Source organism: Pseudonocardia sp. (assembly GCF_050246655.1).
In the GTDB taxonomy this organism is placed as follows: domain Bacteria; phylum Actinomycetota; class Actinomycetes; order Mycobacteriales; family Pseudonocardiaceae; genus Pseudonocardia.
In genome coordinates this window covers 1-18,886 of the sequence record NZ_JBFWVQ010000016.1, presented here as the reverse complement: position 1 = coordinate 18,886, position 18,886 = coordinate 1, and the positions used below count along the sequence as shown (strand labels likewise).

Annotated in this window: 19 protein-coding genes; 14 read left to right on the top strand and 5 right to left on the bottom strand. The window is 75.2% G+C overall.

Annotated features, from left to right (window positions below):
• The first annotated feature begins 245 nt into the window (after positions 1-245).
• From sucC to AB7J25_RS08255, 11 genes are all read left to right on the top strand, one after another.
• Positions 246-1,415, top strand: coding sequence for an ADP-forming succinate--CoA ligase subunit beta (sucC, locus tag AB7J25_RS08305; RefSeq protein ID WP_428506772.1), 1,170 nt, complete (start codon positions 246-248; stop codon positions 1,413-1,415).
• 1 nt (position 1,416) lies between these two features.
• The gene (gene sucD / locus AB7J25_RS08300; RefSeq protein WP_428506770.1) at positions 1,417-2,304 is read left to right on the top strand and encodes a succinate--CoA ligase subunit alpha; all 888 of its coding nucleotides are present in this window, start codon (positions 1,417-1,419) and stop codon (positions 2,302-2,304) included.
• A 531-nt stretch (positions 2,305-2,835) separates the two neighbouring features.
• Positions 2,836-4,074 (top strand): DUF5336 domain-containing protein, encoded by a 1,239-nt coding sequence (locus AB7J25_RS08295; protein WP_428506768.1) that lies wholly within the window; start codon positions 2,836-2,838, stop codon positions 4,072-4,074.
• Positions 4,075-4,134: 60 nt separating this feature from the next.
• The gene (locus AB7J25_RS08290; protein ID WP_428506766.1) at positions 4,135-5,847 is read left to right on the top strand and encodes a cell division protein PerM; all 1,713 of its coding nucleotides are present in this window, start codon (positions 4,135-4,137) and stop codon (positions 5,845-5,847) included.
• Between the two features lie 328 nt (positions 5,848-6,175).
• Positions 6,176-6,793 carry a phosphoribosylglycinamide formyltransferase gene (gene purN, locus AB7J25_RS08285; RefSeq protein WP_428506886.1) on the top strand — a complete coding sequence of 206 codons (618 nt, stop codon included), beginning with the start codon at positions 6,176-6,178 and terminating at the stop codon, positions 6,791-6,793.
• A complete protein-coding gene (purH, locus tag AB7J25_RS08280) occupies positions 6,790-8,388 on the top strand; it encodes a bifunctional phosphoribosylaminoimidazolecarboxamide formyltransferase/IMP cyclohydrolase (protein ID WP_428506764.1) in 1,599 nt (532 codons plus the stop codon). Before purN ends, purH begins: the two co-directional genes overlap by 4 nt.
• 102 nt (positions 8,389-8,490) lie before the next feature.
• Positions 8,491-9,291: a S1 family peptidase gene (locus tag AB7J25_RS08275; protein WP_428506762.1), complete on the top strand. Its 801-nt coding sequence runs from the start codon at positions 8,491-8,493 to the stop codon at positions 9,289-9,291.
• Between the two features lie 53 nt (positions 9,292-9,344).
• Positions 9,345-9,710: a hypothetical protein gene (locus AB7J25_RS08270; RefSeq protein ID WP_428506760.1), complete on the top strand. Its 366-nt coding sequence runs from the start codon at positions 9,345-9,347 to the stop codon at positions 9,708-9,710.
• Entirely contained in the window at positions 9,707-9,883 is a 177-nt protein-coding gene (locus AB7J25_RS08265; RefSeq protein WP_428506758.1) for a hypothetical protein, read from the top strand. Before AB7J25_RS08270 ends, AB7J25_RS08265 begins: the two co-directional genes overlap by 4 nt.
• Before the next feature lie 41 nt (positions 9,884-9,924).
• Positions 9,925-10,617, top strand: a complete 693-nt coding sequence (locus AB7J25_RS08260; protein WP_428506756.1) for a response regulator transcription factor — start codon at positions 9,925-9,927, stop codon at positions 10,615-10,617.
• Positions 10,614-12,026, top strand: coding sequence for a HAMP domain-containing sensor histidine kinase (locus AB7J25_RS08255; protein ID WP_428506754.1), 1,413 nt, complete (start codon positions 10,614-10,616; stop codon positions 12,024-12,026). Before AB7J25_RS08260 ends, AB7J25_RS08255 begins: the two co-directional genes overlap by 4 nt.
• 149 nt (positions 12,027-12,175) lie before the next feature.
• Here AB7J25_RS08255 and AB7J25_RS08250 read toward each other — a convergent pair whose 3' ends face one another.
• Positions 12,176-12,877, bottom strand: coding sequence for a hypothetical protein (locus tag AB7J25_RS08250; RefSeq protein WP_428506752.1), 702 nt, complete (start codon positions 12,875-12,877; stop codon positions 12,176-12,178).
• 156 nt (positions 12,878-13,033) lie between these two features.
• Between AB7J25_RS08250 and AB7J25_RS08245 the strand changes: the two genes are divergently transcribed.
• From AB7J25_RS08245 to AB7J25_RS08235, 3 genes are read left to right on the top strand one after another with little or no spacing between them, the layout of a single operon-like run.
• Positions 13,034-14,236: an alpha/beta hydrolase family protein gene (locus tag AB7J25_RS08245; RefSeq protein WP_428506750.1), complete on the top strand. Its 1,203-nt coding sequence runs from the start codon at positions 13,034-13,036 to the stop codon at positions 14,234-14,236.
• Positions 14,224-14,757, top strand: coding sequence for a peptidylprolyl isomerase (locus AB7J25_RS08240; RefSeq protein ID WP_428506748.1), 534 nt, complete (start codon positions 14,224-14,226; stop codon positions 14,755-14,757). The genes AB7J25_RS08245 and AB7J25_RS08240 overlap by 13 nt, the downstream gene beginning before the upstream one ends.
• Positions 14,758-14,773: 16 nt before the next feature.
• Positions 14,774-15,706, top strand: coding sequence for a rhomboid family intramembrane serine protease (locus AB7J25_RS08235; protein WP_428506746.1), 933 nt, complete (start codon positions 14,774-14,776; stop codon positions 15,704-15,706).
• Positions 15,707-15,827: 121 nt separating this feature from the next.
• Here the strand turns inward: AB7J25_RS08235 and AB7J25_RS08230 are convergent, their stop codons facing one another.
• The 4 genes from AB7J25_RS08230 to pknB all read right to left on the bottom strand — a co-directional run.
• Positions 15,828-16,259: a PH domain-containing protein gene (locus tag AB7J25_RS08230; protein WP_428506744.1), complete on the bottom strand. Its 432-nt coding sequence runs from the start codon at positions 16,257-16,259 to the stop codon at positions 15,828-15,830.
• Positions 16,260-16,280: 21 nt separating this feature from the next.
• Positions 16,281-16,556 carry a cell division protein CrgA gene (gene crgA, locus AB7J25_RS08225; protein ID WP_428506742.1) on the bottom strand — a complete coding sequence of 92 codons (276 nt, stop codon included), beginning with the start codon at positions 16,554-16,556 and terminating at the stop codon, positions 16,281-16,283.
• Between the two features lie 48 nt (positions 16,557-16,604).
• On the bottom strand, positions 16,605-17,240 hold the full coding sequence (locus tag AB7J25_RS08220; RefSeq protein WP_428506740.1) for an aminodeoxychorismate/anthranilate synthase component II: 636 nt from the start codon (positions 17,238-17,240) through the stop codon (positions 16,605-16,607).
• Positions 17,241-17,258: 18 nt separating this feature from the next.
• The coding region (pknB, locus tag AB7J25_RS08215; protein WP_428506738.1) for a Stk1 family PASTA domain-containing Ser/Thr kinase at positions 17,259-18,886 on the bottom strand (1,628 nt) is incomplete at its 5' end.

Sequence of the window (18,886 nt, the reverse complement as noted above, 5' to 3'; positions counted from 1 at the left end):
CGCGGCGGCGGGTCCGCCGGGGCCGCAGGGTGTGGACCGGGGACCGCCGGGTGCCCGGCTGCGCCGGTGGCCAGGGGCCCCTACGAGGTGAGGGGTGTCACCCGCCCCAGGTCAGAGCGGGTGCGGTCGGCGTCGCTAGGGTCCGTTCCAGCAAGCGGCGCAGGCCGGGTTCCGGGTGCGCCGTGTCGAGGATTTCGCGGCCAGACCATCGGCACCATCGGCAGAGTGGGCGAGGGAGAACCCGGGTGGACCTCTACGAGTACCAGGCGAAGGACCTCTTCGCCGCGCACGGAGTCCCGGTCCTGCCGGGCAGGACGGTCGAGAGGGCCGAGGACGCCGCCACGGTGGCGCGCGAGATCGGCACGGCCGTCGTCGTCAAGGCGCAGGTGAAGACGGGCGGGCGCGGCAAGGCCGGCGGGGTCAAGCTCGCACAGACCCCGGAGGAGGCCGCTGAGAAGGCCGACGCGATCCTCGGGATGGACATCAAGGGCCACACCGTCCACCGGGTCCTCGTGACCGAGGCCAGCGACATCGCCGAGGAGTACTACTTCTCCTTCCTGCTGGACCGCGCGAACCGCAGCTTCCTCGCCATGTGCTCGGCCGAGGGCGGCATGGAGATCGAGCAGCTCGCCGTCGAGCGTCCCGAGGCGCTGGCCCGCATCCCCGTCGACGCGATCGTGGGCGTGGACCGGGCGAAGGCCGCCGAGATCGTCACCGCCGGGAAGATCCCCGCCGCAGTGGCTGACCAGGCCGCGGACGTCATCGTGAAGCTGTGGGACACCTTCGTCGGCGAGGACGCCACCCTCGTCGAGGTGAACCCGCTCGTGCGGTCGCCGAAGGACGAGGTGATCGCGCTCGACGGCAAGGTCACGCTGGACGGCAACGCGGACTTCCGCCACCCCGAGCACGCCGCGCTCGTCGACGAGCGCACCGAGAACCCCCTCGAGGCGAAGGCGAAGGCCAAGGGCCTCAACTACGTGAAGCTCGAGGACGGCCAGGTCGGCATCATCGGCAACGGTGCGGGCCTGGTCATGTCCACCCTCGACGTCGTCGCCTACGCGGGCGAGGCCCACGGCGGCGTCAAGCCCGCCAACTTCCTCGACATCGGCGGCGGCGCGTCCGCCCAGGTGATGGCGGACGGGCTGGACGTCATCCTCGGCGACCCGGACGTCAAGAGCGTGTTCGTCAACGTCTTCGGCGGGATCACCGCCTGCGATGCCGTCGCGAGCGGCATCGTCGAGGCGCTGAAGATCCTCGGTGACAGCGCCACGAAGCCGCTGGTCGTCCGCCTGGACGGCAACAACGTGGTCGAGGGCCGCCGGATCCTCGACGAGGCGAACCACCCGCTCGTGACGCAGGTGGCGACGATGGACGACGCGGCCGACAAGGCTGCCGAGCTGGCGGCGGGAGCCTGAGATGTCGATCTTCCTCAACGAGCACAGCAAGGTCATCGTCCAGGGCATGACCGGTGCCGAGGGCACCAAGCACACCACCAAGATGCTCGCCGCAGGCACGAACATCGTCGGCGGAGTGAACGCCCGCAAGGCGGGCACCACCGTCGAGATCGGCGGCAAGCAGCTCTCGGTGTTCGGCACCGTCGAGGAGGCGATGAAGGAGACGGGCGCGGACGTCAGCGTCCTGTTCGTCCCCCCGCGCTTCGCCAAGGACGCCGCGATCGAGGCGATCGATGCGGGCATCGGCCTGGCCGTCGTCATCACGGAGGGCATCCCGGTGCACGACTCCGCCTACTTCTGGGCGCACGCCTGCGCCAAGGGCAACCGGACGCGGATCATCGGCCCGAACTGCCCCGGCATCATCTCGCCCGGCAAGTCCAACGCGGGCATCATCCCGGCCGACATCACGGGGCCCGGCAGGATCGGCCTGGTGTCGAAGTCGGGCACGCTGACCTACCAGATGATGTTCGAACTGCGCGACATCGGCTTCTCCACCGCCATCGGCATCGGCGGCGACCCGGTCATCGGCACCACCCACATCGACGCCCTCGAGGCGTTCGAGGCCGACCCCGAGACAGCGGCGATCGTCATGATCGGCGAGATCGGCGGCGACGCCGAGGAGCGCGCCGCGGACTTCGTCAAGGCGAACGTCACCAAGCCGGTGGTCGGCTACGTCGCCGGGTTCACCGCGCCCGAGGGCAAGACGATGGGCCACGCGGGCGCCATCGTGTCCGGCTCGGCGGGCACCGCCCAGGCGAAGAAGGAGGCCCTCGAGGCCGCCGGGGTCAAGGTCGGCAAGACGCCGTCGGAGACCGCCGCGCTCATGAAGGAGATCGTCGCCGCGCTGTAGGTCGGTCGGCGGCCGAGCTGCGGGACGTCCGCGCGCCGGGAATGGTCTAGCGTGCAGGCCGAGCCGGCGAGCGAGGAGACGATCGTCATGACGCAGCCAGCGGGCACACCGTCCGGAACGCCCGGGAGCGGCACGCCAGGTGCGGCGGCGCCGTGGCCGGGACCCCAGGGTGGCGCCCCGGGACCGTCGTGGCCAGGGGCGCCGGGTGCCGGGCCTGGTGCGGCGGCGCCCGGCGCCGCCGGGTCGGGTGCGGGGGTCCCTGGTGCCGCCGGATCTGGTGCGGGGGCGCCCGGCGCGCCCGGATCTGGTGCGGGGGCGCCCGGCGCGCCCGGGTCGGGTGCGGGGGCTCCCGCTGCGCCGTCGTGGCCCGGCGGCACCGGCGGCCCGGGCTCCGGCTGGCCCGGTGCACCCGGCGGAGGCCGGCCCGGGTCCGCAGCCGCTCCGGAGCCCGCCGCGGCGCCGGCACGGCCGGCCGATTCGCCGGCTGCCGGTGCGGCCGGATCCGGGGACGCCGACCTCGGAGTCGGCCCGGTGCGGCCGCTGGCGTACGCCGTCGCGGGCCTGTCCGCGGTGGTGTACCTGCTCGGCTTCGTCGACGACCTCGGTGCCGTCGTGCCCGCCCTGGTCGCGAGCGGTGGCCTGCTCACGGCCGCGGCCGCACTGCCCCGCCGCGGGCGGCTGCTGGTGCCCGGCTGCGTGCTGGCCGTGGTCGCCGCACTCGTGCTCGCCCAGGCCGTCGTCGTGTCGCCGCTGGTCTCGCTCGTGATGGTGGCGGCGCTGGTGGTCGCGCTCCTCGGCGCCGGCGCCGCCGTGACGGCGACACTCCTCGACGCGGGGCTCCTCGCGCCACCCGCGCGGCGGGCCCGTCCCGCGCAGGCCGGCCCGCCGGAGGGCCAGGGGCCCGCCGGCTATGCGCAGCCCTACCGTTCGCCCTGGGCGGAGCAACCCACCGCCTACGTCCCCGCCCCGCCGGGTACGGGGGCGCCGCGCGCCGACACCGGCCGTGCGGAGTGGTACACCCCCCCGCCGGGCGGCGCGGCGACGTCGGACCCGACGGCGGCGCCGGGGCGTGCGGAGCAGCCGGGCTCCGGGTTCGCCGCTGCGGCACCGTCCGATCCGATGGTCGTGGGGGGTGGGCGCGCGGAGGCGCCACCTGCTGCCGGCGGGGAGCCGGTGGAGCGCCAGCAGCGCAGCGAGTGGGCCCCGCCCGCCCGCCACGGGGCACCCGGATCGGGCCCGCCGGCAGGCGGTGGGCCCGAGGGCGGGCCGGGGGAGCGAGCTCCGACCGGTGGGGTGCCGATGGGGAGCGTGCCGCTCGCGCCGGGGGATCGGCCGCCGGCCGGGGTGCCGACGGGGGACGTGCCCACTGCTCCGGGGAACCGGCCGCCGGGTGGTGTGCCGACGGGGAGCGTGCCGCTCGCGCCGGGGGATCGGCCGCCGGCCGGGGTGCCGACGGGGAGCGTGCCCACTGCTCCGGGGAACCGGCCGCCGGGTGGTGTGCCGACGGGGAGCGTGCCGCTCGCGCCCGGGGATCGGCCGCCGGCCGGGGTGCCGACAGGGGGCGTGCCCACCGGCCCAGCGCCGCCCGAGGTCCCGGACCCCGGCGGCCGTCACGCCGCACCGGATCAGAGCCGCGCGTCGGAGGCGACCGTCGTCGTCCCCCCCGTCGAGCGCGGTACGCCGATCCCGCGCTCGGAGCCGACGGTCGTGTCGCCGCTGTCCGTCGAGGACGCGGACGACGACCGGCCGCCGCCGCCGGCACGCCCCTGACCGCGGCCGCACTCGGCGTTTCTGCCCGGCTTGCCGCGGTGGCGCTGCGAGGCTTGGCCGGTGACCCGAGCGATCGCCCCGCCCGACCCGGACGTCGAGCCGCCCGCCGGGCTGGACAGGGTGCGCGTGCTCGCCTCCGCGGCGATGGGCACGATCCTCGTCAGCTACGCGATCCTCGTTCCGACCAGCGCTGCGCTGATCTACACGGGCGGTCGCGGGTCCTCACTGGACGCCACCTTCGCGGCGGCCGTCCCCTTGTGGCTGGCTGCGCACCAGGTACCGCTGGCCGTGCAGGGCCAGCAGCTGTCGGTGCTGCCGTTGCTGCCGACGGCCGCGGTGATCGCCGTCGTCGCGCTGGGCGCGTCGTGGGCGGTGCGCCGGCTCGGCGGCCGGGCCGCCCACGACGGTGGCGCGGTGCTGGCCACGGTCGGCGGGGCGCACACCGCTGTCGCGGTGCTGGCCACGGGGCTCCTGCCCGCGGAGGTGTCGGCGGGGCCGTGGACGGCGATGCCGGCCGCGGCGCTGGTCGCGGTACCCGCCGCCGGGATGGGCGTGCTGCGCGCCTGCGGGGTGCACGAGGTCGCCGCGCGATGGCGACACCTGCCACCCTGGGTGCTGCCCGGGCTGCGCGGGGCCGTCGTCGGGGTCGCGACGCTCGCGGTCCTCGGCGCGGCCGTGCTCACGGCCGGGCTCGTCACGGCCGCCGGGACGGTGCACGCGGCCTACGAGCACCTCGCCCCGACGGCGTCGGCAGGCGTGGGCGTGACGATGCTCGCGTTCCTGTACCTGCCCAACGCCGTCGTCGCCGCCGCGAGCTGGGGTCTCGGCGCGGGCGTCGGGGTGGGGCTCGCCTGGGCCTCACCGTTCACGAGCGTGGCGGGCGCGGAGGTGTCGAGCTTCCCGCTGCTCGCGGTGATGCCGGTGCACGCACCGGCCTGGGCGCTGCTCGTGCTGGTGCTACCGGTCCTGGCCGGGGTGCTCGTGGGACGGTCGTGCGTGCGCTTCGCGGGACCGGTGTCGCCGGCGCAGCGGGCGTGGTCGGCGCTGGTCGCGGTCGGTGTCACGGCGGTGGCTGCAGGGGTGCTCGCACTGGCCGCGGGGGGACGTCTGGCGGCCGGGACGTACGACCCGGTGCGCGTGCCCGCCTTCTGGATGGCGCTCGGCGTGCTGGCGTGGATGGGGCTGGCGGCGGTCGCCGCGGCGGTGCTGCAGGTGCCCGAGCGGACGGCTGGCCGGGCCGTCGAGATGATCCGGGCGCGCCGGGAGGCGGCCCGAGCTGCGCAGGTCCCCGCGCCGGACCGGGCGGATGACCCGGCCACGGTCGACGCCGCGGCGGGCCCGTCCGACGCGGGCGGCGCCCCGGAGCGCAGAGCCGAGGACGGCACCGCACGTGACGACGGCGATCACGGCGACGGTGACGACCACGGGGGCACCGCTGCGCCCGCCGCCGACGGCCCCGGCGACGATGCCCCTGCTGATGCCGCCGCCAACGCCCCTGCCGACGCGGCGCCTCGCCCCGCCGCCTCCGACGCCTCCGCCGCGACCGACGCCTCCGCCGCATCCGCAGGCCCGGACGCCGCCCCCGATGCGACCGCCGCCCCCGCCGACGCCCCGGCCGCCGCCCCCGCCGATCGCGCAGCAGGTACCCCGCCCCCGGCGCGCGCACGGCGCTCTGCAGGCCGACAGCGCGCCCGGACCGTCGCGGACCTCGTCGCCGAGCGCGCCGCCGCGGCCCGGGCCACCGCCGCCGACGACCCGGCACCGGAGCGCTGACCGCCCTCCGTTGCACCGCCTCCCGCCGTGCACACCTCCTCGTGCGGTGCACACGCCGATGTCGCGGTGCACACGCCCCGACGTCTGCACGGTGACGTCATGGTGTGCACGGGTGGCAGCGGCGGGCGCTGTGAGGTAGCGGCGGCGGGGTAGCGGTGGCGTGGCGCGAGCACACGCGAACCCGAACCCGCGCCCGTCACGGCCCGCCGCTGATCGGACCCCCGCACCGCCCGCCTACGCTTGCCAGGGGCGACCGGGCCAGCACCGCGGGTGACCCGGACGACGTCCCCGCGACGAGAGGAGCTGCCGCGTGCCCGCGCCCTACCGGTTGCAGCTGCCCGCCGCCGCGCGCGTGGTGGTGCTCGTGTCCGGCTCGGGGACGCTCCTGCAGGCCCTGCTGGACGCAGCGGCGCGACCCGGCTACCCGGCGCGGGTCGTGGCGGTGGGTGCGGACCGTCCGGGCATCGAAGGCCTGCGCCGCGCGGAGCGCAGCGGCGTCGCCACGTTCGCCGTCGCGCTGCGCGACCACCCGGATCGCGACGCCTGGAACGCCGCGCTGACGAAGGCCGTCGCCGCGCACGAGCCGGACCTGGTGGTGAGCGCCGGGTTCATGAAGATCCTGGGCCCGGCCTTCCTCGAGGGCATCGGCTGCCCGATGATCAACACGCATCCGGCCCTGCTGCCCAGCTTCCCCGGCACGCACGGTGTCGCGGACGCCCTGGCCTACGGGGTGAAGGTCACGGGCGCGACGGTCCACCTGGTGGACGCGGGCGTGGACACCGGCCCGGTGCTGGCCCAGGCACCGGTGCTCGTGGCGCCCGGTGACGACGAGAGCTCCCTGCACGAGCGCATCAAGATCGAGGAGCGGCGGATGCTGGTCGAGGTCGTCGCCGCCCTGGCCCGTGAGGGCGCCACCGTGACCGGACGAGAGGTGACCATCCCGTGAGCGAGCGTGCGAGCGAACCATCGGCTCCGAGCACCGCAGACGAGCGCCGCCCCGTCCGCCGCGCCCTGGTCAGCGTGTACGACAAGGCGGGGCTCGCGGAGCTGGCCACCGGGCTGCACGCCGCCGGGGTGGAGATCGTGTCCACCGGGTCGACGGCGCAGCGGATCGCGGAGGCGGGCGTGCCGGTCACGCCCGTGGAGGAGCTGACGGAGTTCCCCGAGTTCCTGGACGGGCGGGTGAAGACGCTGCACCCGCGCGTGCACGCGGGACTGCTGGCGGACACGCGCCGTCCCGCGCACCTCGCCCAGCTGGCGGAGCTGGGGATCGCGCCGTTCGAGCTGCTGGTGTCCAACCTCTACCCGTTCACGGAGACGGTCGCGTCCGGGGCCACGCCCGACGAGTGCGTGGAGCAGATCGACATCGGTGGCCCGGCGATGGTACGGGCGGCGGCGAAGAACCACGACTCGCTGGCGGTCGTGGTCGAGCCCGGCCGCTACGACTGGCTGCTGACGCAGATCGCCGCGGGCGGGATCCGGCTCGCGGACCGGCGGTCGCTCGCGGCGGCGGCGTTCCGCCACACCGCGACCTACGACGTCGCGGTGGCGTCCTGGCTGGGCAGCGTGATCGCCCCGGACACGGAGACGCCCTTCCCCGTGTGGGTCGGCGCCACCTGGGAACGCAAGGACGTGCTGCGCTATGGCGAGAACCCGCATCAGGCGGCCGCGCTCTACACCGGCGCCGGCGGTTCCGGGGTCGCCGTGGCGCAGCAGCTGCACGGTAAGGAGATGTCCTACAACAACTATGTCGACGCGGACGCCGCGTGGCGGGCCGCGCACGACCACGGTGACGTGCCGTGCGTCGCGGTGATCAAGCACGCGAACCCGTGCGGGATCGCGATCGGCGCGGACGTCGCGCAGGCCCACCGCAAGGCCCACGCGACGGACCCGACCAGCGCGTTCGGTGGCGTGATCGCGTGCAACGCCGAGATCAGCGTCGAGATGGCCGAGCAGGTGGCGGGGATCTTCACCGAGGTCCTGGTCGCTCCGTCGTACGCCGACGGGGCGCTGGACGTGCTCACGGCGAAGAAGAACATCCGCCTGCTGCGCCTGCCGGTGCCGCCGCAGCGCCGGGGTGCGGAGTTCCGCCCGGTGGGCGGGGGAGTGCTGCTGCAGCAGCGCGACGCGATCGACGCGCCCGGCGACGAGCCGTCCGGCTGGACGCTCGCCACCGGCGATCCGGTCGACCCCGCGACGCTCGCCGATCTGCGGTTCGCGTGGCGGGCATGCCGGTCGGTGAAGTCGAACGCGATCCTGCTGGCGCACGACGGTGCGGCTGTCGGAGTGGGGATGGGCCAGGTCAACCGGGTGGACGCCGCCCGGCTCGCGGTCGCGAGGGCGGGGGAGCGGGCACGCGGCTCGGTGGCGGCTTCGGACGCGTTCTTCCCGTTCCCGGACGGCCTGGAGGTGCTGCTGGAGGCCGGGGTGCGGGCGGTCGTGCAGCCGGGCGGCTCGGTGCGTGACGAGCTCGCCGTCGAGGCCGCGGCGAAGGCCGGGATCCCGATGTACCTGACCGGCACGCGCCACTTCGCGCACTGAGCCACGGTGGGCGCCCGCGTAACGCGGTCCGCGCGCCGGGCGACAACCGGGCGACGGCACGGCCAGCGAACGTGGTCGGCCGCTACCGGAGGTCGCCTCGCCGTGCGCTCGTTCGCGCTGCTCGTGCTCGCCCTGCTCGTACCCGCGTCCCTGCTCGTCGCGGGCCCGGCCCACGCCATCGACGGCGGCGGCGAGCCGCCCGCGGAGCTGCCGTACGTCGGGCGGCTCACCGCGGTGCGCGACGTCGGCCGCGGTGAGGTGGGGGAGAACTGCGGTGCGGTGCTGATCGCGGACACCTGGGCGCTCACCGCGGCTCACTGCACCCGCTACACCTCCCCGGTGGGATCTGGGCCGTTCGCGGCCAGGGACCTGTCGTTGACTTTCGGGTCCACCCGGGCGGACGGCGCCGGCGGCACGACGGTGCACGTGACGCGGATCGTCCGCGGCGAGCAGGACATCGCGCTGCTGGAGCTGGCCGACGCGGTGCCGGTGGCGCCGGTGCGGCTCGCGGTGCGCCGTCCCGGGGACTCCGCGGCGGTGCTGGCCGCGGGCTGGGGACGCGGCCGGGGGCCGGCCCCGCTGGAAGCGGCGGCGATGCAGGTGGACGACGGGTCGGCGTTCCGCACGCGGAGCGTGCTCGTCACGCAGCCCGCGGCGGGGCATCCCGACGCCGGGGTCGCCAACCACGGCGACAGTGGAGGACCGCTGCTGGTGGCGGTGCCGGGCGGCTACGCCCTCGCGGGGATCGCGGAGTCGGCGATCGAGGCGTCGCGCGGCGCCCTGTCGAACGCGTGGGTGCGGGTGGACGCGGCGTCCCCGGTCTACGCGTGGATCGAGCAGCGCGTCCCGCTGCGGACGATCGGAGCCTTACCGCATCCGAACATCCGCCCCACGGCGCCCTGATCCGCGCGCGCCATCGTCGTCGGTGTCCGGTTCCCCGACACCGAAGGAGCACAATGCTCACCCAGCTGCTCGTCGCGACCGCCGCGCTGCTGCCGGCCGCAGCCCCCGCCGACGACCCGTCGCCCCCCGGCCCCATCACGATCACGCTCTCCCCGGAGCAGGCACAGCGGCTCTGCGACCAGCGCATCCCGCGGATCCTCGACCGCATCGACGACCTCACCGCCCGCATCAACGGCGACGCCGGGACGGTCGGCTCGGTCGCGAACCTGGAGAAGCGCGCGGCGCAGGCCCGCGACGCAGGCGACGACGCCATCGCCACCGAGCTGGACGAGCGGGCCGACCGCCGCGGCGAGCAGGTCGGCCGCCTCGCGCAGCTGAAGGAGAGGGTCACGGCGTTCGAGACGGAGCACTGCTCGTGACGCGCCGGGTGCTCGCCGCATGCGCGGCCGTCGCGATCCTCGGCACGGTCGCGGGCTGCCGCGGGACCGCCGGCGCGTCCGCCGGTTCCGGGCCCGGGGCGCAGCAGCAGGTCCAGGAGTTCGAATCGGTGCTCCGCGACGTCGAGCGTGAGCTGGATGCCGACCGCGGCTGATCGCGCGTGCGTGGCAGCATCCGTGCCACCGGAGGTGAGCCATGAGCGGCGCGACGCCCGGTCGCGGGCTGGTCCTTGTCGTCGAGGACGACCGCGCCATCGCCGACCTGATCGGCCTCTACCTGCGACGGGACGGCTTCGGCGTGCACGTCGAGACGGACGGGTCGATGGGCCTCGCCGCGGTGCGGCGGCTGCGGCCGGTGGCGGTCGTGCTCGACGTGGGCCTGCCGGGCACGGACGGCATCGAGGTGTGCCGGCGGATGCGCGCCGACGACGACTGGACGCCGGTCCTGTTCGTCACGGCCCGCGACGACGAGGTCGACCGGATCGTCGGGCTCGAGCTCGGCGCCGACGACTACGTCACCAAGCCGTTCAGCCCGCGCGAGCTGGTGGTGCGCGTGCGGGCCGTGCTGCGCCGCGCGGCGGGGCCCGCGCCCGCGGCTGCCGTGGTCGTCGGGGCGGTGCGGCTCGATCCGGCGGGGCGCCGCGTGCATGCCGGGGAGCGGGAGGTGGTGTTGACGTCCACCGAGTTCGACCTGCTCGCGCACCTGATGCGCTCCCCGTCACGGGTGTTCTCCCGCGAGCAGCTGCTCAGCGCCGTGTGGGGGTACGCCGCGGCCGCCGCGACCCGGACGGTGGACGTCCACGTGGCGCAGCTGCGGGCGAAGCTCGGGCAGGCCAGCCCGATCCGCACGGTCCGTGGCGTGGGGTACGCCGCGGAGCCGGCCCCGTGACGGGCGTCCCGACCCGGGCCGTGCCCCCGCCCGACCCGCCGACCGTCGCGGTCCCCCGTCCTCGCCGCCGCACGACGCTGGCCTGGCGGATCACGGCGTCGTGCCTGCTCGCGGCCGTCGCGGCCACCGCGGCGGCCGGGGTGGTCGCCGCGCGGCTCCTGGAGAACGCGGGCCGCGACATCGGCCACGAGGTGCTGGCCGACCAGGCCGACGTCCTCGCGTCCCAGTTCGACGACGGTCCCACCCCGGGGGTCCGGCGGGTCGCCGACGTGCTGCGCGGGCAGGGGGTGACGGTGGTGCTGATCGGGCCGGGCGGGCGGCTCGTCACGGCGGATGCCACCGCGCGCACCGCCGCCGAGCTCGCGGATGCCGCCGCGGCCGCCGCGGGACGGGCGGTGTCCGCCACCCCGATGGTGGGCGGCCACGCCTACCTCGTGGAGTCCCGCGCGGCCCGTTCGGGCGGGTTCGCGCTGGTCCAGCGCGTGGACGAGGCCACGGCGGCGCGGCCCCGGCGGGTGATGGTGCCCGCGCTGGCCGTCGGCGGGGCGGTGGCGGTACTGGTCGGCGTCGTCGGGGCGGCGCTGATCGCGCGGCCGCTGCAGGACGCGGCGGCCACGGCGCGGACGATGCGGTCGGGCCGCCGCGACACGCGCATCCCGGTGCGGGGCCCGCGCGAGGTCGCGGACGTCGCCACGGCCGTCAACGAGCTGGCGGATGCCCTCGAGCGCAGCGAGACGCGCCAGCGCCGTTTCCTGCTGTCGGTGTCGCACGAGCTGCGCACCCCGCTCACCGCGGTGGCGGGATTCGCCGAGTCCCTTGCGGACGGCGTGGTGAGCGGTGACGACGTGCCCGCCGCGGGCCGCACGATCCAGCGGGAGGCGCACCGGCTGCACCGGCTCGTCGACGACCTCATGGAGCTCGCCCGCCTCGACGCCGACGACTTCCGCCTCGATCCGGTGCCCACCGACCTCGCTGCGCTGCTCACCGAGGCGGGCGAGGTGTGGAGCGGCCGGTGCCGCGCGGCGGGCGTGCGGCTCCGGCTGGAGATCGCCGGGCCGGTCGTGGTGCGCACGGATCCGCGGCGGCTGCGCCAGGTCGTCGACGGCCTCGCCGAGAACGCGTTGCGCGTGACGCCCGCAGGGGCGGAGCTGGTGTTCGCGCTGCGGGCCGGGACCGGCGCGGCGACCGTCGAGGTCCGCGACGGCGGGCCGGGCCTGCGCCCGGAGGACCACGCCGTCGTGTTCGACCGCGGGGCGCTGCACGAGCGCTACCGCGACCGGCGGCCCGTCGGCGCAGGCGGCATCGGCCTCGCGCTCGTACACGGGCTGGTCACACGGATGGGCGCCACCATCGCATCGGGCGACGCCCCCGAAGGCGGTGCGCTGTTCGCCGTGCACCTGCCCGCCTGACCCGACGATCCCACGCGTTGCCGCGGGCGCAGGCGAACGGCCCGACCTCGACGGACTTCGAGGGAGTCCGGAGATCGGGCCGTTCGTCAACCGCGCGCGATCGAGGGTCGCGCACTCATGTCATGCCGTCGGCGTCACGGCACGGGGTCTCACGGGGCGGGCACGCCCGGGGCCGGAGCGGACGGCGCGGCGGGAGCGCCGGGCAGGCCGGGGATCATCGGGCCGGCGGGCAGTCCGGGCAGGCCCGGCAGCGACGGGCCGGTCGGCGCGGCGGGCGCCTCGTCGGCGGCCTTGTCGACCTGCTGCTCCTTGCCCTTGGCCTGCTCGGTGGCGGACTTCTTCTTCGCCTCGTAGACGGCCCGCTCGTCCGGGGTCATGTCCTTCTTGGCCTCCTCGGCGTCGGCGTCGACGTCCGCGGAGGTGGCGTCCTTGTCGGCACTCGCGTCCACGTCGGCCTTGTCCGCGTCCGCGGAGGTGTCGGCGGACGGGGCGGCGGTGTACATGCTCGGGTCGAAGGCGAACGGCGCCGGCAGCGCGGCCGGGGCCTTCGGCGCGGCGGGGGCGGGGGCGGCGACGAGCCCGCCGAGGAGCGCGGCGATCGGGTTCGCGGGGGCCGGCTCCGCCGCGGGCGCCGGGGCGTCCTCGGTCTGCGCGGCCTTGTCGGCGTCCTTCTCCTTGACGTCCGCGGTCTGCGTCGTCGAGTCCGACTTCTTCGCGTCGGCCTTCGAGGCGGGCGCAGCGTCGGTCTCATCGACGGCGGCGAAGGCGGGGACAGCGAGTCCGAGACCGAGGGCTGCAATGCCGGCGGCTGCGGCGGTGGCGCGAACGCTACGCCGGGCGAGGCTGCTCATGAGGAGAGATCCCTTTCATTGACGTCGCTGATCTACCGGCCCCAACGAAGATCAGAGCGAGAGGTTCTGCCGTTCGGTGGATCGCCTGTGACCTTTCACCCCATTCGGTGACTATCAATCCTGTAACGGTGTGGCGGTGACGGAGGATCTGTCTCCATGGGCTCCGTGACGCCGCGGTTCGGCCGGCGCGGTGCCGCGATCGGCGCGGGCGTCGGCACGGGGGCCGTCGGGCTCGGGGTCGGGGTCGGCCTCGGGATCGGCTGGTTCTACTCCAGCGTGCTGCTCGACACCCGCCGGGCGCAGGTGTTCCCGGAGCGGGTCGTGGCCGTCGACACCGCCGTGGACGCTGCCGTGGACGCCGACACCGTGACCCTGCGCCGCAGCCGCCTCACCGCGCAGCCGGGGATCTGGGGCCTGCGCTGGTCCGGTGGCCTCGCCCGCGTCGGCCCGATCCTGGACGGCGACGCGACCACGGTGGTCCGCCGCCTCGACGGGGGCGAGGTCCCCCCGGCGGGGGCCCGCGCGGTGATCGACGCCGGCCCGTTCGACCCGGACCCGTCCGCGCGCGGCCTCCGGTTCCACGAGGTGAGCGTGGCCATGCCGCTCGGCGCGTCCCCCGCGTGGCTGGTGCCGGCGGACGGGCCGGACTGGCTGGTGCTCGTCCACGGCCGCGGCGGCGCCCGCCGCGAGGCGCTGCGGATCCTGCCCGCCCTGCACGCCACCGGGCTGACCACGCTGACCATCACCTACCGCAACGACGAGGGCGCTCCGGCCGCGCCGGACGGGCGCCACCACCTCGGCGACACGGAATGGCAGGACGTGGCGGCCGGGGTCCGGTTCGCCCGGGAGCGGGGAGCCCGTCGCATCGCGCTCCACGGCTGGTCGATGGGAGCGGCGCTGATCGGGGCATTCCTCGACCGTTCGCCGGACGCGGCGGGCATCGCGGCCGTCGTGTTCGACGCGCCGCTCGTGGACTGGCGGGAGACCCTGCGCCAGCAGGCGCGCAACCGCCGCCTGCCCGGGCGGCTCGCCGGGGTCGCGTCGGCCGTCACGAGCAGGCGCATCGGCATCGACTTCGACCGGTTCGACCTGCGGACGCACCCGCCCGCCGTCCGCCCACCGACGCTGCTCGTCCACACCGACATCGACACCGCCGTGCCCGTCGGCCCGAGCCGCGACCTGGCGGCGCTCGCCCCCGGGCTGGGCTGGCCGATGCACTACCTCGAGGTCGCCGGGGCCGAGCACACCGGCGCCTGGAACGCCGATCCCGAGGTCTACGAGCAGGCCGTCACGGGCTTTCTCGCCGCGCACCTCGCGCCGGACGGCCTATCGGGCGACCTGGCACGATGGGGGCCGTGACTCAACCAGGCAAGCAGACCGCGACGCTGCGGACGAACCGGGGCGACATCCGGATCGACCTGTTCGGCGACCACGCACCGAACACCGTGGCCAACTTCGTCGGCCTCGCCACCGGCGACAAGCCGTACCGCACCAAGAACGCCTCCGGCGGTGACAGCGGGCCGTTCTACGACGGTTCGGTCTTCCACCGGGTGATCTCCGGCTTCATGATCCAGGGCGGCGACCCCACCGGAACCGGGCGCGGCGGCCCCGGCTACCAGTTCGCCGACGAGTTCCACCCCGAGCTGCGCTTCGACCGGCCCTACCTGCTCGCGATGGCCAACGCCGGCCCCGGCACGAACGGCTCCCAGTTCTTCATCACCGTCGGCGCCACGGACTGGCTCAACCGCAAGCACACGATCTTCGGTGAGGTCGCGGACGCGGAGTCCCGTGCGGTCGTGGACGCGATCGCCACCACCAAGACCGACCGCGGGGACCGCCCGGTGGACGAGGTCGTCGTCCAGAGCGTCGAGATCAGCTGACGCGCGAGGAGAACGTGTGAGCCATCCCGCCGGCCCGCCCCCGCCCGGCGATCCGCCCTACCGGCCGGGCGGCCCGCCGTACCCCGCCCCCGGCGGGGCCGGCGGGGTTCCCGGCTACGGGGCGGTCGGGCAGCCGGGGTGCGTCCGCCACCCGGATCGGCCCACCGGCCTGCGGTGCACGCGCTGCGACCGGCCGGCGTGCCCGGAGTGCCTGCGCGAGGCCTCGGTCGGCTACCAGTGCGTGGACTGTGTCGCCGAGGGCAGGCGCACCACGCGCCGCGGCGTCACGGTCGCGGGTGCGGAGCCCGGCGGCAAGCCCCTGGTCGTGCCGATCCTGGTGGCGTTGAACCTCGCGATGTTCGCGTGGACGGCGCTGGAGGCGGGCAGCATCGCCCGCAACTACGCCGCCCCGCTGTTCCAGGATCTGGCGCTGCGGGCCGACCTCGTCGCGGACGGCGAGTGGTGGCGGATCGTCACCTCCGGATTCCTGCACGTGGGGCCGCTGCACCTGGCGTTCAACATGCTGGCGCTGTGGATCATCGGCCGGGATCTCGAGATCGTGCTGGGCCGGGGCCGGTTCCTCGCCGTCTACCTCATCTCGCTCCTGGGCGGCTCGGCCACCGTGATGCTGTTCCAGCCGGACGCGCAGGTCGCGGGCGCGTCCGGGGCCGTGTTCGGGCTGATGGGGGCGCTCGCGGTCGTGCTGCGCCGGCTGCGGGTTCCGGCGGGCCAGGTGATCGCCCTGATCGTCGTGAACATCGTCCTGTCCGTCGTGCTGCCCAACATCTCGCTCGTGGCGCACCTCGGCGGGCTCGCCATCGGCGCCATCGCGACGGCCGTGCTCGTGTACGCGCCGGCGAGCAACCGCAACGTCGTGCAGGCCGTCGGGCTCGGGGGGCTGACGGTCGCGCTGCTCGCCGTCGTGGCCGTGGCGGCCTCACTCGCCTGACCCGCGAGTTGCGCATCTCGCCGCCCCGAGTTGCGCATCTCATCAGCCCGAGATGCGCGATCCGTCGGCGTCGCGGCCTGAGGGAATCCACAACACGGCCTGGCGGGACGCGGAACTCGCGCTAGCTGCGGGGTGGGCGCAGTGCCGCGATCCGCTCCGCCACGTCCTCCGGGTCCGCGTCCAGGTCCAGCCGACCGAACACGACGAGCTGCTCGTCACCGGCGGCCGTGACGGAGTCCAGCTCCAGCAGCCGGGTCTCGCGGCCGAGCCTGCGGACCCGGCGCACCCGCACGTCACGGACCAGCGGCCACGGGTGATGGCGCGCGCCCCACAGGCCGCCGACCGTGAGCCCGTCCGCGTCCGCCCGCAACCGGGGACGGGCGCGTGTGCCGTACAGCGCCGCGAGACCCAGGCCGACCGTCGACACCACGGCGAACAGCAACCCGCCCGCGTCCCCGCCCCTGACGAGCAGCACGACGAGCCATGCGAGCGCGGCGACGACGCCGATCCACGCCAGCGCGACGAGGCCGCGCGCGGGGCTCCAGTCGCTCACAGGCCGGCCGTCAGCGGCAGGTCAACGCCACCGCATCGTCATGAACAGGCCGATCACGATCAGCACGAAGCCGATCGCAAAGTTCCACGGACCCAGCTGCACCATGAAGTCGATCTTGTCGCCGGCCAGGTAGTTCACGACCAGCCAAACCAGGCCCGCCAGCATCAGCCCGAGCATGACCGCCACGTACACCGGATGCGACGGACCAGCGGCCCTGGCCGGCGTGGCCGCGGTACCGCCGCCCACGGTGCGCGGTGGGGTGTACGGCGCCTTCTTGCGGACCTTCGACTTCGGCATGCTCGACCTCTGCGGGTATCGGGTGTCGACCACCACGGTAGCGGGGCGTCAGGCGCTCGCGCGCACCGCCGCGGTCTCGGCGGCCAGGGTGGCGACGAGCGACTCGTCGACGGGGTGGCCCGCGGATGCCATCCAGTTCGCGAGCATCCGGTGCCCACCCTCGGTCAGCACCGACTCGGGGTGGAACTGCACGCCCTCGACGGGGAGCTCGCGGTGGCGCACCGCCATGATGATGCCGCTCTCGGTGCGGCCGGTGACCTCCAGCGCGTCCGGCACCGTGTCCGTCATGATCGTGAGCGAGTGGTACCGGGTGGCGACGAACGGGTTCGGCAACCCGGCCAGCACCCCGGTGCCGTCGTGGTGGACCAGCGACGTCTTGCCGTGCAGCAACTCGGGGGCTCGGTCCACGACGCCGCCCCAGCAGACACCGATCGCCTGGTGGCCGAGGCACACCCCGAGCAGCGGGACCCCGAGCTCGGCGCTGCGACGGATCGCGTCGATGCTGGCGCCCGCCCGCTCCGGGGTGCCGGGTCCGGGGCTGACCAGCACACCGTCGACGTCGGCGAGCTCGTCCAGGTCGACCTCGTCGTTGCGGCGAACCGTGACCTCCGCCCCGAGCTGGGCCAGGTACTGGACGAGGTTGTAGACGAAGCTGTCGTAGTTGTCGATCACGAGGACACGCACGGCGGGGCCTTCCGGAGCTCAGTTGACGCCGGGAAGGCGGCCGACGACGAGCCGGACCGGCCGCGTGGTGTCGAACTCGGTCCCGCCGGACGGGGTCTGGGAGATGACCCGGCCCACCTCGCCCGGATCGGTGGTCGTCTGCTGGCTCACCGCGGCGGTGAACCCGCGGGACTCCAGCTCTGCCTGCGCGTCCTGCAGCAGCTCGCCGACGACGTCCGGCACCCGCGCCGTGTCGCCCTCCGAGCCGAGCTGCATCGTGACGGTGCTGCCCTCGGCCACCTGCTGGCCCCCGGCCGGGTTCGTCGAGACGACCTGGTCTCCGTCGCCGCTGTGCTGGACCGTGAATCCGGCGTTCTCCAGTGTCGACTCCGCGGTGTCCGCGGACAGACCCGTGACGTCCGGCACCGACCTGAGCTGGGGCTTCGTACCGATGAAGATCGAGACGGCGGTGTCGCCGCGGACGGACTCGCCCGGCTCGGGATCCGTTCGGACGATCTTGTCCACGAGCGTGGGGTCCGTCGTCGCCTCCTGGCCCTTCTGGCCCAGCCTCAGCCCGGCGTCGATGAGCAGCTGCGCGGCCTCCGCCTCGGTCCGGCCGATGAGCCGCGGAACGGTCGTCTGGGCCGGGCCGGTGCCCACCCGCACCACGACCTGGGCCCGCTCCGACACCTGCGTGCCCGCCGGCGGGTCGGTGCCCACGACCTTGCCCTTCTGGGCGGCATCCGAGGCGACCTGCTCGATCCGTGGCTGCAGCTTCGCGTTGAGCAGCGTCGCCCGGGCCGCCTCCTGCTCCTGGCCCACCACGTCCGGAAGCGCGAACTGCGGAGGCGCGGGTGGCTCGGAGAGGATCAGCCACGCCACGATCGCGACGAGGGCGAGCGCCGCTCCGGTCGCCGCGGCGATCAGCCCGGTGCGCCGCCGCGGCGGGTCGTCGTCGGTCCACTGCGTCGCCACCCGGCTGCCGTTGAGGCGGCGTGTGGCGGGTGCGGGCCCCGAGGTGAGCAGCGCGGTGCGCTCCTCCTCGCTCATCACCATCGGGGCGAGCGGCGCCTCCCCGCTGCGGACCCGCACGAGGTCCGAACGCATCTCGGCCGCGGACTGGTAGCGGTTGGCCGGGTTCTTCGACAGGGCCTTGAGCACGACCGCGTCCAGCGCGGGCGGGACGTCCTGGTTGACGTCCGACGGGCGCTTCGGGTCCTCCCGCACGTGCTGGTAGGCGACGGCCACGGGGGTGTCGCCGGTGAACGGGGGCTCGCCCGTGAGCAGCTCGTAGAGCACACAGCCCGCGGCGTAGACGTCCGACCGCGCGTCCACCTGCTCGCCGCGCGCCTGCTCCGGTGACAGGTACTGCGCGGTGCCGATGACCGCGGCCGTCTGCGTGACGTTCTGGCCCTCGCCCAGGGCCCGGGCGATGCCGAAGTCCATCACCTTCACCGCGCCCGCCCGGTTGATCATGATGTTGGCGGGCTTGACGTCGCGGTGGATGATCTGGTGGCGGTGGCTGAAGTCCAGTGCGGCACAGACGTCGGCCATCACCTCGATGACCTTCTGCTGGCTCAGCGGACCCTGCGTCTTGACGATCTCGCGCAGCGTCTGCCCGTCCACGTACTCCATGACGATGTAGGGCAGCGGGCCGTACTCGCTGG